The following is a 15,696-nucleotide window of genomic DNA, read 5'->3' as shown; positions in this document are numbered from 1 at the left end:
GCATCCCGCTGCGCATGGCGGCGATCATCAGGAAGGCGTTGGACGATGCCGAACGTGACGGCCTTCTCTGAGCTGCTGGCCGGCGCCGAGCACTCTGCGGTGCACCTGGAGATGCGCGACTCCTATGGAATCGCCGGCGAGGCCGCGGAGTTCGAGCAGTTCCAGCGAACCGGCGTGCACCCGGACCTCGATCCCGAGGGCGAGGGATGGTCCGGCTGGGTGTCGATGATCCGGGCCGCCGTCGCCCTCGGTGTCGTGGTGCGCCGGGCCCGGATCGTCTCCGAGCCGGTCACCGCGTACATCCGCTACGAGCACGCCGGGACCGTGGTCAACCTCGCGGCCGGCGAACAGGTCCGCTGGCTGCCGCGCCGCCGGGCCTCCGACCTCGCGCTGCCGGGCAACGACTTCTGGCTGTTCGACGGCAGGATCGTCCGGTTCAACCACTTCACCGGCGACGGAGTCTCGGCCGGACCGGAGATGTGCGAGGGCCCAGCCGTCGCGAAGCTCTGCGCGGACGCGTTCGAAGCCGTCTGGGAGCGCGCCGTCCCGCACGAGCAGTACACCGTCTGACACCCCGACCGGACGACCAGCTCCATGCCCGCCTCCCCGTCCTCCAGCGCCCAGGAAGCCCGCCTGGCCGTCGCCGCACGGCTGCGCGAGATCATGCAGGACGCCGACCTGACGGGGCAGGAGCTGGCCGCCCGGTGCGGCTGGAACGGCGCCAAGACCTCCCGCATCATCAACGCCAAGACCGCGCCCTCGGACGCCGACATCCGCACCTGGTGCCGGGCCTGCGACGCCGACGACCAGGCCGAGGACCTGATCGCCGCCAACCGCGCCGTGGACTCCATGTACGTCGAGTGGCGCCGTCTCACCCGCACCGGCCTACGCCGGCTCCAGGAATCCGCAGCCCCCCTGTACGAACGCACGCGGCACTTCCGCTCCTACTCCTCCCGCGTCGTGCCGGGCGTCCTGCCGACCGAGGCGTACGCCACCGCCCTGCTGGCCACCGTCGCCGACTTCCGCCGCACACCCGACGACGTCGCCGACGCCGTCAAGGCACGCCTGGCCCGCTCCCGCGTCGTGCGCACCGGCCACCATTGCTTCGCGATCCTCGTGGAGGAGTCCGTCCTCTACTACCGCCTCGGCACCGTCGAGACGATGGCCGAGCAACTGGAGCACCTGCTCGCCGCCATGGCGCTGCCGGCGGTCTCACTCGGCGTCATCCCGTTCACCGCCCAGCGCACCATGTGGCCGGTGGAGACGTTCGTCGCCGCGGCTTCCGTCACCCGCCAGCAGGGAGATCACCTTGACCGCGACGCCCCGCCCCAGCGTCTCGTCCAAGGCCTCCCACACCTGCCCCATGCCGCCCTCGCCGAGCTGTCGCACCAGCCGGTAGCGGCCCCCGAGTAACTGGTCTCGCATCATCGCGCCCCGCCTGTCCCCCACATCCGTCCCTCCCGATTGCACGCCTGCTCCACTTGCAGGGAAACGCCATCCGGCTCCGGATGAGCCGGCCGTGCCAGGTGCGAGGCGCCGACTCAGCCGCGAAGCTGCGCCCGTTCTCGCCATGTGCGGGGTACCGCTTCGGCGGCAGGCGCCGTCCAGGCGGCGGCGCCAGCCTGCCGTGCCTGCCGCCCCTGGGCCCTGCATCATCCCGCACAAGCCGGTTGGCGCGGAAGAACGGGTGGGCCCAGGTCCTGCCCGCCCACCCCGATCGAGGCCACTGGAGCCGATACGCCGCCGGCGAGCGTCGGCGATGATGGCACTCTCCGAAAATGGTTCCGACCACCGTCGCGCCCACACCGAGGGACCACGACCTGCGCACCGGCCTTCCCCCAGGCCTGCTCTGCCACCGCTGCCGCACCCAGGCGGAATGGGGCGCGGCACCGTTCTGGGTCCGGGACGACGAGCAGCGGCCCGCCGCCGTCCTCGGCCTCGAGCTGCGCTACCCGGCGCTGCGTACGGAGCCGCGGGGCTGAAACCGGGAACGGCACCCGCTCCACCCGCACGGCACACCCCCGCCCCTTGGAGCAGCGACAGCCGATGCGCGGAACGCGACCGCCGCTGCCGAGCGGATCGGGTCTCCCGCTCCGTCCCCGTCGGCTTCTCCTACCCGACCGCCGCCGCCGTCACCGCTGCCCCCAGTCCCACGGGGCCAGCTGGGCGCCGCGCAGGCACGCCACTTGGTGGACCGCCAGGTCGCGGGTCCGGGAGTCGAGGCGGGCGCGGCGCACGGTGTCCATCACGGCGGTGAGCACGACGACGTCGCGCACGACCTGGTAGCCCGACCACGCGCCGATGCGGTCGCAGGGCATCGCGGCGTCGGTCCGGCCGTGCGCGGTGTAGGTGCGGTGATAGGCCTGCAAGTCGTCGCGGCGGCCGCGCAGCAGCTCGTTGCTCCAGCGCGCGGCGACCAGGTCCCACTCCCGGTGGCCGCGCCACAGCGGTCCGCGCAGCGCCAGCCGCGGGTGCGTCCCGCCGCCGTGGCAGCGAGCGAGTCGTCGGGCGCCGAGGATGACGGTGGGCGGGGTCGGCCAGTCGATGCCTGCCCACTCCGCGCGCAGCCAGGTGGTGCACTCGAACAGGAACCGGCGGGCGGACTCGCTCAGCGGGGTGTCGTCCAGGCCGTCCAGCAGGCCGGCGAACGGGTCGTGGTCCTCCAGCCACAGCGCGGACCCGGGATGGATCCGGTGCACCGCGGCGGTCACCCGGGCGCTCAGTGACTCGTCCCGGCGTCGTTCCCCGGGGTCGTGCCAGAAGGTGACGGCCCGGCCGGCAGCCGTGCGCACGCCGCCGTAGTACGGGGTGACGACGGCCACCCGGTGCTGTTCCAGCAGCTCCGCGCCCCGCACCAGCGCCCATGCCTCGTCCTGACCCGTGTGCACCAGGGCGATCGCGCGCGAGGCGGGCAGCGACCAGACGTCGTGGGGGTGGTCGCTGACCAGCTCGGCGTGGCGGGCGTCGTCGCCGGTGGCCGCGCAGGCCTGGGCCAGGGCCACGTAGGACGCTGTGACGTCCTGTCTGCGGGTGCGGCCGGTGGTCTTGAGCAGCGCGCTGGTGCTCGGTCCGATGCTCACGGAGCAGTCCTTGGGTGCGGAGTCGACGGACACGGTGTCCTGCGGGCTCGCGCCCCGGCGCCGGTGGTCCGGCCGGGCCGGTCCAGGGCGATCGGGCCGTCGTGCGCGGCGACCGTCCGGCCCGCCCCCCTCGGCGCCCTCCGGAAGCAGGCGATGACCGCCCCGCGGGTGGTGGTGACCGACAGGTGGGGTTGGTCCAGCCGTCGGCGGATCCTCACCTCGTTGCCGACGAGACCCGCGGGGAGCAGGTAGAAGTTGCCCTCGAACGGCACGACTCCGCCGGGGTCGACCCTGCGCTGGACGCAGATACGCGCCGGGAACGGCTTCGAGGGCAGGGGCAGCAGGGCTCGGCTGCGGCAGCCCGACCGCCGGTTCCGGCTGCCCAAGCGCTCGGTCAGGCGGTCGAGGCTGTCCTGGGCCGCCTGCACGCCGGGTTCGCCGGCCGCGGTGTCCCACCAGTGGAGGACGACGGAGCGGTGGGCGCGGACGACGGGGTTGGGCGCTCCCGTCCGCGGGCGGATCGCGATGGAGGCACCGTAGTGGATCGCGATCTCGTGGAAGACGGCGGTTACCTTGCCGCCCGTCGAGCAGACCGGCGCGGTCCGGTCGAATAACCAGCGCTCGCCGGTGCCGCCGAGGCGGCGCAGCACCTGGTCCAGGGCTTCCACGTAGTGCGGGAGGTCGCTGGTGCCGGCCAGGGCGGCCCGCCAGTGGCCGGATCGCGTGAGCGAGCCCATGAGCAGGTACATCTCTTGCCCGCAGTCCCATTCGACTGGTGGGGCCGGGAGCCGTACCCAGTCGAACTGCACGTCCTCCAGGGGGCCTCGGCCGGGGCTGGCCCTCCCGCGGTGGCGCGGTCCGCGACGCGGCCACATCAGATGCCTGCGCAGGGCGCGGGTGAAGGTCGAGTAGGCGCGGTTGTAGCCCAGCTCGACGATCTCGCGGTGGAGCATTCTCGCCTGCAGGTGCGGATCGTCGTCGAGGCGCTGCCGGCAGTACGGGACGAACTGCAGGAACTCGTCCCGGGTCTCCGCCCGGGCCCCTACGGTCCGCTCCCCGTTGAGGTAGGCCGTGACCGTCTTGCGGTCACGGCCCATACACCGGGCGATCGCCGAGATGGACCAGCCCTGGTGGCGCATGGCGCAAATCTCTCGGTATTCCTCTGCACTCAGCATCCAGACCCCCGGGTATCGGAATTTCGTCGCAAAGCGCCTTGAATTATCGGCGGCCGCCAGGCATGGTCGAAAATACAGCATGCGACCGAACCACTCAAGGAGCGGAAACGTTTCTTTCCGGATATGTCATGGGCAATTTCAGGGAGCGAGTTTACCGCCACCCCGACCGGGAATTCCACCCCGGCTTCGCAATACAATCACGTACACTTATCGGGGAATTCTGCCGAGCGGCGCGGGAATTGCATTGAAGGACGCTCGAATCGCGCGCGCCGTGAGGACCGGTGCCGAACCGTTCGTGCGGCGGGCACGGCCGGCGGGGTCCGGGACGGCGCGCGCGGCCTCACAGCGGCAGTCGGCAGGAAACCGTCTTGGTTCCGTCGAGATGGAAACGGTACCCCCACGAGCCGGCGATGCTCTCCACCAGGAGCAGCCCGCGCCCGCCTTCTTGGGAGGCGGTTGCCCGGTGCGCCCGGGGAGCAATCCCGGAGCGGTCCCGGATCCCGATCGACAGCCACCGCTGCTCGAGCGCGATGGTCACCCTGATCCGGTGCTCGCTATCGGTGTACCGGATTGCGTTCGTCAGGAGCTCTGAGGTCAGGAGTTCGGCGTCCTCGGTGAGGTGTGCTATATCCCAGAGTCTGAGGATGGCGTTCACGGCACGGCGCACGGGTCCCACGCAGTGGGTCTCCGGCAGGACGAACATGGTGACGCGCCGTCCCTGCGTGTCGTGCGGGCCCGAGCGTGGCGAGGTCATGGTCGTTCCCCGATTCCCTTCCCCGGGCAAGGCCGGGATCCCGTGCTTGGCGGTCCGGCAGTGGCCTGGCGCCGGCGGCCCGGAGTGAGCTCATGGGTTCTTCCTCGGCGGTTCGGTGCCGGCGGCGGCGTCCGGCGGCCGGGCCGACCGCGGCGAGCGGGGAGCGATGATGTCGGCGGCCCGGGGCGTGGTCCGGCCGGGGGGATCCGGTGGAGCGTCGGCGGTCAGGCTGATGCCGATGTGCTGCGCGAGGCCGTCTGCGAGAGCTGCCAGCGTGGGGTGGCCCGCGACGAAGTCGCCGGCGAGCCTGACGCCGAGGGAGGCCTCCAGGCGGGTGCGCAGTTCGATGCGGAGCAGGGAGTCGAACCCGAGCGCGTTCAGCGGGGTCTGCGGGTCCAGGGTGCTGGCCCCCAGCCGGAGCACGGTGCGGATGTGTCCGGCCAGGTGGTCCTCGAGGACCGTGCGGCGGGCGAGGCCGGGTTCTGCGGCCCGCAGCTCGCCCCGGATGTCGCGTGCCGCATCCTGCCCGGACGCCTGTACGGGGGTGCCGGGCGCCTCGGGCGTGAAGAGGGCGAACAGCGAGGACGCCCGCCCCACCGGGGGGATCCAGGTGTCCGGCGGGCCCGGGATCACGCCGGTGCGTACACGGCCGTGGGTCAGGAGCGCTGCCAGGGCCTCGAGTCCTTCTGCGGTGGGAATGGTCTGGTAGCCGCGGGCCGCGAAGCCGGTGGCGACTCCGGTTTCGCCCCAGGGCCCCCAGTTCACGGCCAACGTGGGCAGGTCCAGGGCGGTGCGCCAGGTGGCGAACGCATCGAGCCACGCGTTGGCGGCCGAGTAGGCGCCCTGGCCCGGGTTGCCGAGCAGGGAGGCCATGGAGGAGTACAGGACGAACCAGTCGAGCGGCAGTCCGGTGGTGGCCTCGTGGAGGCGCCAGGCGCCGGTGACCTTGGGATGCCAGACGCGTTCGAGCTGGTCGTCGGTGATGTTGGACACCGCGGCGTCGTCGAGGACCATCGCGGCGTGGACCACGCCGCGCAGTGTCCCGCCGCCCGCGGTGGCCTCGGCCACCAGCTGCTCGGCGACACCGGGCTGCGCGATGTCTCCGAGCACGACGCTGACGCGGGTCCCCTGTTCGCACAGTCCGGCGAGGACCCGTTCGGTCTCGGCCGAGGGGGACGTGCGTCCGTTGAGGACGAGGTGGGCGGCGCCACGGCCCGCCAGCCAGAGGGCCGTGGCGAGGCCGACGCCGCGCAGGCCGCCCGTGACGACGTAGGCGCCGTCCGCCCGTACCGGCGAGGGCGGGTCGCGCAGTACGGCGGTGGCGTGGCCTTCGCCGGGCACCGTCAGGACCAGTTTGCCGATGTGCCCGGCGCCGGCCATGAGGCGGAAGGCGTCGGAGGCCTGCGCGAGCGGATAGGTCCGGCACGGCAGCGGGGCGAGGGCGCCCTGGCGGAGTTCGGCGAGGACCTCGCCCAGCAGTTCGGCGAAGGTGTCCGGGCGGGTGTCCTGGAGCTCGACGAGGTCGACTGTGCTCAGGGTGATGTTGTGCCGTAGCGGTGCGAGACCCAGCGGGGTGTCGGCGAGGATGTCGCGCACACCCAGCTCGATGAACCTGCCGAAGGGGCGCAGCGTTTCCAGTCCGGCCCTGATGGCGGGCCCGGAGAGGGAGTTGAGGACCACGTCGACGCCCTCTCCGGCGGTGGCGTCGCGGGTCTGCTCGGCAAAGTCCAGCGAGCGGGAGTCCATGACGTGCCGGATGCCCATCGCGCGCAGGTACTGGCGCCTGTCCTCGCTGCCGGCGGTGGCGAGCACCTCGGCGCCCAGGCGCCGCGCGACCGCGATCGCGGCCAGTCCGGTCCCGCCGGTGGCGCTGTGGATCAGGACGCGCTCGCCGCCGGCGAGCCTGGCGAGGCGACGCAGTGCGTACCAGGCGGTGAGGTAGGCGACGGGCAGCCCGGCGGCCGTCTCCGCGGGCAGGCCCGCCGGGACGGGGGCGACGGCGGCGGCGGGCAGGGTGGCGAAGGTCGTGAAGAGTCCGCCTCGCACGTCGGCGGCGAGGACGCTGTCGCCGACGCACACGTTCCTGACGCCTGGTCCGACTGCGGTGACCACGCCGGTGGCTTCGAAGCCGATGCGGTAGCCCGCCTCGTCGTCGGTCGCCAGCATGCCCATCGCGGTGAGCACGTCGCGGAAGTTCACGCCCGCGGCGTGGAGGCGCAGTTCGACCTCACCGGGGCCGGGGGCACGCCGTGGTGAGGTGGTCAGGCGCAGGGCGTCGAGGTCGCCGAGCCGCCCCGCGTGGAGCTGGAAGCGGTCGGCGCCGTAGCGCACGGTGCGGGTGACGGCGGTGGCGCGTTCGGTCTCCGACAGGGGGGTGTAGGACAGCCGGGCGATGTGCCGGGTGTCACCGCGCAGGGCGATCTCGTCCTCGGGGGGGTCCGCGAGGAGTTCGGCCGCGAGCTGGTGCAGGCCGGTGTCGGCACGGTCGGCGTCGATGAGGGTCGCCCGCAGCTCCGGGTGTTCGTGCGTCAGGACGCGCACGAGTCCTCGCAGGGCGCTCTGGGCGGGGTCTGCGGGCTGCCCCGGCTCCGGAGCGTGGGCGGACCGGGTGACGGCGAACAGGCGTGCGGGTGTGCCGCGCGCGATCGCGCTCTGTGCGGCGGCGAGCAGGCGGCGGGTGCGGCGCAGTGCGATCGCGGCGGCGTCGTCCTCGGGCGCGGACGGCGCGGACAGGAGGACCACGGCGCACGGTGCGGGTGAGGAGTCCCAGTGCCCGGCGATGCTCTGCTTGAGCGGCTGGAGGGCGGCACTGTCGACGGGGACGTCGAGGACGTCGGTGCGGGCTCCGGCGAGCTCGAGGGCGTCCGCCAGTGCCCGGGCGGATCCGTCCGCCTCGCCGATGACGAGCCAGGGGCCCGGGGCGGGCGGTTCAAGGCCCTCCCGGCGCGGCACCGGCTGCCAGCAGGTCTCGAGGAACCACCGGTCGACGGTTTCATCGGCCCCCGCGCCCCTGCGTACGAAGCGCAGCGCGTCGATCTCGACGAGGGGGTTTCCCGCCTCGTCCAGCAGCCGCACGTCCCCGACGATGGCGTCCGCAGCGGTGTGGGTGAGCCGGGCGTGCGCGTAGCAGGCGTCCTCGGGGGCTGCGAGGATCCGCACGGCGCGCATCCCGACTGGCAGTACCAGGCCGTGGCCCGGTTCGTCGATCAGGCCGGCGACGACGAGCTGGGCGCACAGGTCCAGGAGCACCGGGTGGATCCGCAGGCCGTGGCGGGCGGTGCGTGCCGGGTCCGGCAGCGTCACGCGGGCCCAGAAGCTGTCGCCCTGGGCGCAGGCGCGCAGCTCGGTGATGCCGCTGAAGGCGGGTCCGTGCTCCAGGCCCCGTGTGCGCAGGCTCGCGTAGAGGGCGTGCGGATCCAGGACGACGGGGTGGTCGGCGGCCAGTGCGGCTGCGGGGAGCACCGGTGTCCGGGGGGAGGCGTCGATGCGGCGCAGGACCGCGGTGGCCTGCCGTACCCAGGTCCCGTCCTTGTCGCGGCCGAAGACTTCGCAGTCGGCGCGGTCGGCGCCGGTCAGGGTGACGGTCGTGCCGACGGGCGTGCGGGCGTCAAGGTGCAGCAGCTCGCGGAAGCGGATGTCGGTCGCTTCGACATCGTGCGCGGCGCCGTGGAACACCTCGCCGGCCGCGGTCAGGGCCAGGGCGCAGTAGGCGGCGCCGGGCAGGACCGGCCGGCCGTGGACGCGGTGGTCGGCCATCCAGGGCAGGACGTCGGTGCCGGTGTCGGCGTGCCAGGTGTGGCGGGGCTGGTCGCCGGGCACCTCCGTGTGCGCTCCCGGCAGGGCGGCGGGAGCGCTCTCGATGTGCGGGGAGGCCGCTGCGGGCGGGGTGGTGTCGGTCCAGTGGGGTCGGCGGTCGAAGGTCAGCGCGGGTACGTCGGCCAGGCGGCCGCCTGCGTAGAGACGGGACCAGTCGACGCCGACTCCCGCGCAGTGCAGGGCGGCGAGCTGGGTGCGGAAGGTGGTGCGGTCGTCTTCCCCCTTGCGCAGTGTCGGCAGGATCACGGGCTCGTGGAGCAGGCCGATCAGGCTCTGGGCGAGGGGGCGGGTGACGACGGCGTGCGGCGAGATCTCGAGGTACACCTGGTGGCGGTCGGCGGCGGCCGCGGCCACGGCGGCGCCGAAGCGTACGGGTCGGCGCAGGTTGGCGCACCAGTAGGCGGCGTCGAAGACCGGGGTGTCGAGGGGGTCGTCCAGGACGGTGGTGTAGAAGGGGACGGTCGGCCGGCTGGGGGTGAGCTCGGCGAGCTCGGCGGCGAGGTCCGCGAGCAGCGGGTCGACCTGGGGGCAGTGCGAGGCGACGTCGACGTCGATCAGACGTGCCACGAGTCCGCGGGCCTGCCAGGCGGTGGTCAGGTGCCGGACGGCGTCTGCGGTGCCGGCGACGACGGTCGAGTCGGGGGCGGCGACGACGGCCACCGACACCGTGCCGTCGCCGATGGCGGCGAGGTCGTTCTCGACGGTCGCGCTGTCGAGGCCGACGCTCGCCATGGCGCCGGCTCCGGCGATGCGGGTGAGGAGGGCGGACCGCCGGCAGATGACGCGGACGCCGTCGGCCAGGGTGAGCGCTCCGGCGGTGACGGCGGCCGCGACCTCGCCCATGGAATGGCCGATGACGGCGGCCGGTTCGACCCCGTGGTCGCGCCAGGCGGCGGCCAGGGCGACCTGCAGGGCGAACAGCGCGGGTTGCACGCGGCCGCAGCCGCTGACGTGTTCGCGGTCGCGGACGGCGCGCAGGACGGAAAACCCGGTCTCGGCGTCGATCAGCGCATCCGCTTCGGCCAGGGTCTCGGCGAAGGCCGGCTCGTGGTGGAGCAGGCCGTGCCCCATGCCCTGCCACTGCGAGCCCTGGCCGGAGAACACCCAGACGGGACGGCGGGTGACGCCCGCGCCCACGTGGCCGCGTACGACGCCGGGGTGGGCCCGGCCGGCTTCGAAGGACTGCAGGGCGTGCGCCAGGTCGCGGTGGGAGTCGGCCACCACGCCGAGCCGGCCGCGCCCGGGGGAGCGGCGCAGGGCGAGGGTGTGGGCGATGTCGCGCAGGGGGGTGGCGGTTCCCTCGGCCTCCAGCCAGTGGGCCAGGCGCGCGGCGGCGGCGGGCAGTGCGTCCGGGGAGCCGGCGGCGAGGAGGAAGACGTGGGGTGGGGCGTCCTGCGGCCGTGACGGCGGGGCGCCGGCGGTGCCGGCGGCCGCGTGTGCGGCGGTGCCGGGGGTGGGAGTGCCGGCGAGGACGACGGTGTGGCGGCGGGCCGGGGCCTGTTCGAGGACCACGTGTGCGTTGGTCCCGGAGAAGCCGAAGGAGGACACCGCGGCCAGTCGCGAGGCCGTCCGGGTGGGCCAGGCGGACAGGCCGGTGGGGACGAACAGGCGGGTGCCCTCGGCGCTGATGGCCGGGTTCCACCGGGTGAAGTGCAGGTTGGGCGGGACGACCCCGCGCCGGAGGCAGAGCACCGCCTTGATCAGGCCGATGACGCCGGCCGCCGGTTCCAGGTGGCCCACGTTCGTCTTCACCGAACCCAGCGCGCAGCGCCCCTGTCCGGTGCCGTAGACCGCGGCCAGGCTGGAGAACTCGACGGGGTCACCGACGGGCGTGCCGGTGCCGTGCGTCTCCACCAGGCCCACGTCGCGCGGGTCGGTTCCGGCTCGGGCGAGGGCCTGGCGGTAGAGGGCCTGCTGGGCCTCGGCGGAGGGTGAGGCCAGGACGTCGGAGCGGCCGTCCTGGTTGACGGCCGAGCCGCGGACCAGGGCCAGGACGCGGTCGTCGTCCCGTAGCGCGTCCTCGAGGCGCTTGAGGACGACGACGCCGCAGCCTTCGCCGCGGACGAAGCCGTCCGCGGCCGCGTCGAAGGTCCGGCACCGGCCGGTGGGCGAGAGCATCCCCATGCGGGCGAAGGACATCGTCGTCCTGGCCCCGAGTATGAGGGTGACGCCGCCGGCCAGCGCGAGATCGCACTCGCCGTCGCGCAGGGCCTGGCAGGCCAGGTGGACCGCCACGAGCGAGGACGAGCACGCGGTGTCCAGTGCCACGCAGGGGCCCTGCAGACCCAGCAGGTAGGAGATGCGCCCCGGGGCGACACAGTGCCCGTTGGTCAGGACCGCGCCCTCGAGTTCCCGGGGGTGGCCGGCGAGGGACTCCATGTAGTCGGTGTAGCTCAGGCCCGAGAACAGTCCCGTGGAGGTCCCTGCCAGCCGCTCCGGGGGGAGTCCGGCGTGTTCGAGTGCCTCCCACGTCACTTCCAGGAGCAGCCGGTGCTGGGGGTCCAGGACGTCGGCCTCCTTGCCCGAGACCCCGAAGAAGTCGGCGTCGAAGCCGGCGACGTCGCCGAGGTATCCGCCCCACGGCGGCATCGGCCCGGCGGCGTGGGCCGGGGCCGCGGCCACGTGCCCCGCGCGGCCGGTCGGCGGGTGGCCGACCGCGTCCCGGCCGGCTTCGAGCAGCCGCCACAACGCGGCGGGCGAGTCGATGCCGTGGGGAAGCCGGCATCCCATGCCGACGACGGCGATGTGCGCGTCAGCGGCTCTCAGGTTCTCTGTGTGGCCCATCACATGCTCTCCTACGCGCTTGCGCGGACGGGGGTGGGGAGCGCTCGCCGTCCGGCGGTGCGGTCGGCGGATGCCGGGGTCAGTCGACGTCCGAGCTGCCCAGCAGGATCGCGCTCTTGACGCCACCGATCTGGTAGTTGCAGGTGAGCGCGTAGTCGAACTCCAGGTGCCGGGTGCGCAGCCCGGGGACGGGGTCGAAGCAGATGTTGTCGGCCGGCTCCTCGCAGTTCGCGGTGGGGCACACCTCCCCCCGCCCCAGCATCAGGAGGGTCAGGGCGACGCCCAGGGCTCCTGCCGGAGCGCCGTTGTGGCCGAAGCAGGCTTCCTGGGAGGTCATCAGGAGGTCTCCGACGGCGTCGCCGTAGAGCTGTCGGGCGGCGTTCGCCTCGAACGCGGTCACGACGACGTCGCCGTCGCTTCCGCCGTGGATGTAGGGGATCTGGCCGATGGCCCACCGGTCGCCGAGGCACTTGCGGATGGCGGCGACCAGCGAGGCGCCGTTCTCGTCGCTGGCGAGCGGGTTGGACAGGCCGTCGCGGGTCATGCCGTGCGACAGGACCTGGCCGTAGGTGAACGCCCCGCGCTGCTGGGCGTGGTCGCGGCTCTCCAGCACCAGGGTCACCGACCCCTCCCCGTGGTTCACGCAGTCGGCCCGCCGATCGTAGGGCCTCATGACCCGGTCGAAGGCCGGGAGGAGATCGGGCATGCCGTCGACGCGGATCGTGTCGTAGGCGCGCTGGGCGCCGTGCAGCAGACGCTGGACGTTCTGGATCACGTCCAGGCTGAACACGTCCACGCCGGTGACGACGGCGAGGTCGGTCTCGCCGTCCGCGATCATGCGGCGGGCGTTGCCGATCTGGACGGCGGAGGACGCGCAACCGCACGACACGGTGAAGCAGGGGCCGCTCGTACGCATCAGCGCCCCTTGGACCAGCGCCACGTCGGAAGGGGTGAGTCCCTGCTGGGCCCTGACGAACAGCTCCATCGCCTGGTGCGGCGAGATGGTGCCCGCGTCGGCGTGCAGGACCTCGAGGTAGCTGGCGACGTTGGCGTCGATGCCCCCGCGCCCGACCAGGACGGCGGCGTTGGTGAGGTCGCCGTCCCCGATGCCCAGTTGGGCGTCCGAGCAGGCTTCCACGAGGGACACCAGCCCGTAGCGGTGCGCGTTGGTGTAGTGCTGGGAGAAGATGCCCGGCAGTCCGGGCAGGCGCTCCGCGAACGCCGCGTCCGGCAGATCGACGGAGCCGTAGTAGACACCGTGGTGCTTGAGGCACGAGCGGCCGTTGGAGGCCACGTCCCAGACCTCGCCCGCGGTGAACAGCGGCTGCTCCTCGCCCGGCAGGCAGAACCCCATGCCGGTGACCACGGTGTCCCGCCCGCCGCTGCCGCCTCGCGGGCGCCGGCTGGAGGGCCCGCTCACGACGCGTCCTCACGGGTGCGGGGCTGACGCTCTGTCCGTACTCGTACGGGACGGTCGCTGGTCATTGCTCACCTCGGAGAGTGGGGGGGTGGGGCGGGGCGGCGCCGCGTCGGTGCGCGGCTCCCGGGGCCCGGCGCCGGTGTCGGATGCCGGGCAGGCGGTGGCGGGCGCACCTACTCGGCGATGGCGGTCCGGTACGACCACTGGTAGACGGGCATCAGTACGCCGCCGACGTCCTTGAAGTCCTGCGTGATCTCGAAGTGCTCATAGCCGTTCCCGCGGGGGATCCTCAACCGGATCTCGGCGCCCCCGGATTTCACTTCCCGAATCTCAGGAATGTCGCCAGGGCCGCCCTTGAGGAAGACAAGCAGACCGTTGGGCATACACTCATCCTCCCATTCGGGAACGCAGAAGAATTCTTCGAGACGATCAGCCGACCGGTTGACGGCGCACATCCGGAATACCCCCATGGAAAGCCGTTCAACCTAGGAACACCAACAGCGCATGAAGTGAGCCGGGGGCGCACTCGCGCCGCAGTCACCAGATCACGGGGACGCCCCGGAAGCCGTGATGCCGCCCGAACAAAGCCCCGATCCCGAATCACCGGCAAGAATAAGTATGAAAACTGCGCCACGCTCCCCGAGGCGTGCCGCGCCATGAGCATAACAGCAGGCCAGGGGGCTGTGCTTGCCGACTTTCGAATACGATCTCCCCAGTTTGTTGGCGCTCCCACCGTGATTACCTCCCGAATTCTCAAGAACTCCTCTACGGGACGTCCAGGAAGACTCTTGCCGGCGCTCACCTAAAATACCCAGTGGCAAGCCTTCGGTCGCTTTCGACTCCGCTCGGTGAGGCGTCAAAAAAGTTGTGCGCCCCCGATCCGACCTCATGCTCCCACCCTTATCGAGTTCCCTATTGCCACCCGATGGAGCCCGAACCTACCGTGAGGAAAACGCCTCCCCGACTTGGCCGCAATGGTCTTGTCAGGCGTTCGGAAGACGGAAAAGAGGAATCCTATGTCCCCGATTCTCCTCGCACTCGTCCCCTCGCAGGGTCCGGCGACCGGGGGTAGCCCCGTGCTCCTCGTCGGCACCGGACTGACCGGGGCCACGGCGGTCCTGTTCGGCGCCACCCCCGCGCTCAGCTACACCGTCCAGTTCGACGGCGCCATCTCGGCCGTCGCCCCGCCCGGGACCGGGACCGTCCCGGTCACGGTGGTCACGCCCTCCGGCACCAGCAACAACCTCAGCTACACCTACCAGCCGCCGACCCCGCCGACCATCCTCGCGCTCGTGCCGCCTATCGGCCTGGCCACGGGCGGTCTGCCCGTCCTCATCGTGGGCCACGGCCTGTCCGGTGCGACGTCGGTCCTGTTCGGCGCCACCCCGGCCTCGAACTTCACCGCGCTGGGCGACGGAGCCATCCTGGCCGTCTCGCCGGCCGGAAGCGGAACCGTCCCCGTCACGGTGACCACGCCCGCCGGCACAAGCAACGGCGCCTCCTACACCTACCTGTAGGACGGCGGCCGAACCGCCGGTCCGCGCGCGAACATGATCCGGCGGGATGAGAACAGTGAGCTCCGACAGCAGGCGCTGTCGGAGCTCACTGTTCGTCGGACGCTCGGCCATGGGCGGGGTTCCGATGCCCGCGCCGCTCCCGAGAGGGGCGGCGGCCCTAGGGTGATGCGCCACAAATCGCGAGGGTAATTTCTACTCTGCTGGCGGATTGATCTTGGTGAGGAAGTCTGCGAGGGACGCGCTCGACCTGGTTGATCCAGGAGGAGTCGGTCGGGGTGAAGTGGACGTGGAAGCGCAGGTGCCTGGCCATTTGAAGGCGTCCTGCAGATGGGGCTTGAGATCGAACTTCTTCCAGATCCGCCCGATGGTCGACTTCGACAGGCCGGTCCGCTTGGCCTTCGAGGCCCGCGACCAGTGCGAATCCTTGCCCGGCGTCGACTCCAACGTCGCCACCACCTGGTCGAGCAGGATCGACGACGGTCGGCCGGGCCTCGGCTCGTCCTGCAGCCCGTCCAGCCGCTTGGCAACGAAGCGGGCCCGCCAGCGCTCCAAGCCGCCCCACTGCGATATCCGACATACCGTCAGCGCACGCAAGGATGATCCGGGCCCGCTCGGCAGCTCTCCGGTCCCACGACCCCGCCTGACACACCAACTCGGCACGCTCGTCCTCAGACAGCGTGATCACCACGGCAGAAGGCCCAGGATGCGACACCCAAATAGGATCGCAACTTACCCTCGCGATTTTGTGGCGCATCACACTAGATCACCGGTGCGGCGGTGTAGGTGTAGGTGAGGCCGTTGCTGGTGCCGCCGGGGGTGGTCACGGTCACCTGCACCGTGCCCGAGCCCGCGGGCGCCGTGGCGACCAGGTTGCTGTCCGACACGGCGGTGAAGGCGGCCGGCGCGGACCCGAAGGCGACCGCGGTGGCAGCGCCCAGCCCGCTGCCCGTCAGCGTGACCGTGTTCCCGCCCGAGGTCGGCCCCGCTGCGGGAACCACGCTCACCAGCTGGGGAACGGGAACGTAGGTGAACGCCACACCGTTGCTGGTGCCGCCGGGGGTGGTCACGGTCACCTGTACCGTGCCCGACCCCGCCGGAACCGTCGCGGTGATCTGCGTCGCCGACACCACTGTGAACGACGAGGCGTTGA

12 protein-coding genes are annotated in these 15,696 nt (G+C 72.4%); 4 read left to right on the top strand and 8 right to left on the bottom strand.

Features of this window, described 5'->3' with window-relative positions; genetic code table 11:
• Positions 1–45 precede the first annotated feature (45 nt).
• The 3 genes from ACZ3YL_RS36280 (at position 46) to ACZ3YL_RS36270 (ending at position 1,982) form a co-directional block, all read left to right on the top strand.
• Positions 46–570 carry a DUF6879 family protein gene (locus ACZ3YL_RS36280; RefSeq protein WP_465661735.1) on the top strand — a complete coding sequence of 175 codons (525 nt, stop codon included), beginning with the start codon at positions 46–48 and terminating at the stop codon, positions 568–570.
• 24 nt (positions 571–594) lie between these two features.
• Positions 595–1,413 carry a Scr1 family TA system antitoxin-like transcriptional regulator gene (locus ACZ3YL_RS36275; protein WP_465661733.1) on the top strand — a complete coding sequence of 273 codons (819 nt, stop codon included), beginning with the start codon at positions 595–597 and terminating at the stop codon, positions 1,411–1,413.
• Positions 1,414–1,778: 365 nt separating this feature from the next.
• Entirely contained in the window at positions 1,779–1,982 is a 204-nt protein-coding gene (locus tag ACZ3YL_RS36270; protein WP_465661731.1) for a hypothetical protein, read from the top strand.
• A 150-nt stretch (positions 1,983–2,132) separates the two neighbouring features.
• Here the strand turns inward: ACZ3YL_RS36270 and ACZ3YL_RS36265 are convergent, their stop codons facing one another.
• The 6 genes from ACZ3YL_RS36265 to ACZ3YL_RS36240 all read right to left on the bottom strand — a co-directional run bounded on the left by ACZ3YL_RS36265 (position 2,133) and on the right by ACZ3YL_RS36240 (position 13,412).
• On the bottom strand, positions 2,133–3,080 hold the full coding sequence (locus ACZ3YL_RS36265; RefSeq protein WP_188302615.1) for a hypothetical protein: 948 nt from the start codon (positions 3,078–3,080) through the stop codon (positions 2,133–2,135).
• Positions 3,077–4,219 (bottom strand): Mu transposase domain-containing protein, encoded by a 1,143-nt coding sequence (locus ACZ3YL_RS36260; protein ID WP_465661729.1) that lies wholly within the window; start codon positions 4,217–4,219, stop codon positions 3,077–3,079. The genes ACZ3YL_RS36265 and ACZ3YL_RS36260 overlap by 4 nt, the downstream gene beginning before the upstream one ends.
• A gap of 376 nt (positions 4,220–4,595) precedes the next feature.
• The gene (locus tag ACZ3YL_RS36255; RefSeq protein WP_188302617.1) at positions 4,596–5,009 is read right to left on the bottom strand and encodes an ATP-binding protein; all 414 of its coding nucleotides are present in this window, start codon (positions 5,007–5,009) and stop codon (positions 4,596–4,598) included.
• Positions 5,010–5,099: 90 nt separating this feature from the next.
• Positions 5,100–11,609 carry an SDR family NAD(P)-dependent oxidoreductase gene (locus ACZ3YL_RS36250; RefSeq protein ID WP_465661727.1) on the bottom strand — a complete coding sequence of 2,170 codons (6,510 nt, stop codon included), beginning with the start codon at positions 11,607–11,609 and terminating at the stop codon, positions 5,100–5,102.
• A 79-nt stretch (positions 11,610–11,688) separates the two neighbouring features.
• Positions 11,689–12,963 carry a beta-ketoacyl synthase N-terminal-like domain-containing protein gene (locus ACZ3YL_RS36245; RefSeq protein ID WP_465661758.1) on the bottom strand — a complete coding sequence of 425 codons (1,275 nt, stop codon included), beginning with the start codon at positions 12,961–12,963 and terminating at the stop codon, positions 11,689–11,691.
• 239 nt (positions 12,964–13,202) lie between these two features.
• On the bottom strand, positions 13,203–13,412 hold the full coding sequence (locus ACZ3YL_RS36240) for a DUF5988 family protein (protein ID WP_188302619.1): 210 nt from the start codon (positions 13,410–13,412) through the stop codon (positions 13,203–13,205).
• Between the two features lie 633 nt (positions 13,413–14,045).
• On the opposite strand from ACZ3YL_RS36240, the gene ACZ3YL_RS36235 reads away from it, so the two are divergent.
• Positions 14,046–14,546: an IPT/TIG domain-containing protein gene (locus ACZ3YL_RS36235; RefSeq protein WP_188302620.1), complete on the top strand. Its 501-nt coding sequence runs from the start codon at positions 14,046–14,048 to the stop codon at positions 14,544–14,546.
• 192 nt (positions 14,547–14,738) lie between these two features.
• Here ACZ3YL_RS36235 and ACZ3YL_RS36230 read toward each other — a convergent pair whose 3' ends face one another.
• Both ACZ3YL_RS36230 and ACZ3YL_RS36225 read right to left on the bottom strand, forming a co-directional pair.
• A complete protein-coding gene (locus ACZ3YL_RS36230; protein WP_465661724.1) occupies positions 14,739–15,140 on the bottom strand; it encodes a helix-turn-helix domain-containing protein in 402 nt (133 codons plus the stop codon).
• 164 nt (positions 15,141–15,304) lie between these two features.
• The coding region (locus tag ACZ3YL_RS36225; RefSeq protein ID WP_465661722.1) for an IPT/TIG domain-containing protein at positions 15,305–15,696 on the bottom strand (392 nt) is incomplete at its 5' end.

The organism is Kitasatospora sp. NPDC023176 (assembly GCF_055560495.1).
Note: the sequence above shows the minus strand (reverse complement) of the source record. Positions and strands in the feature narration are given on the sequence as shown.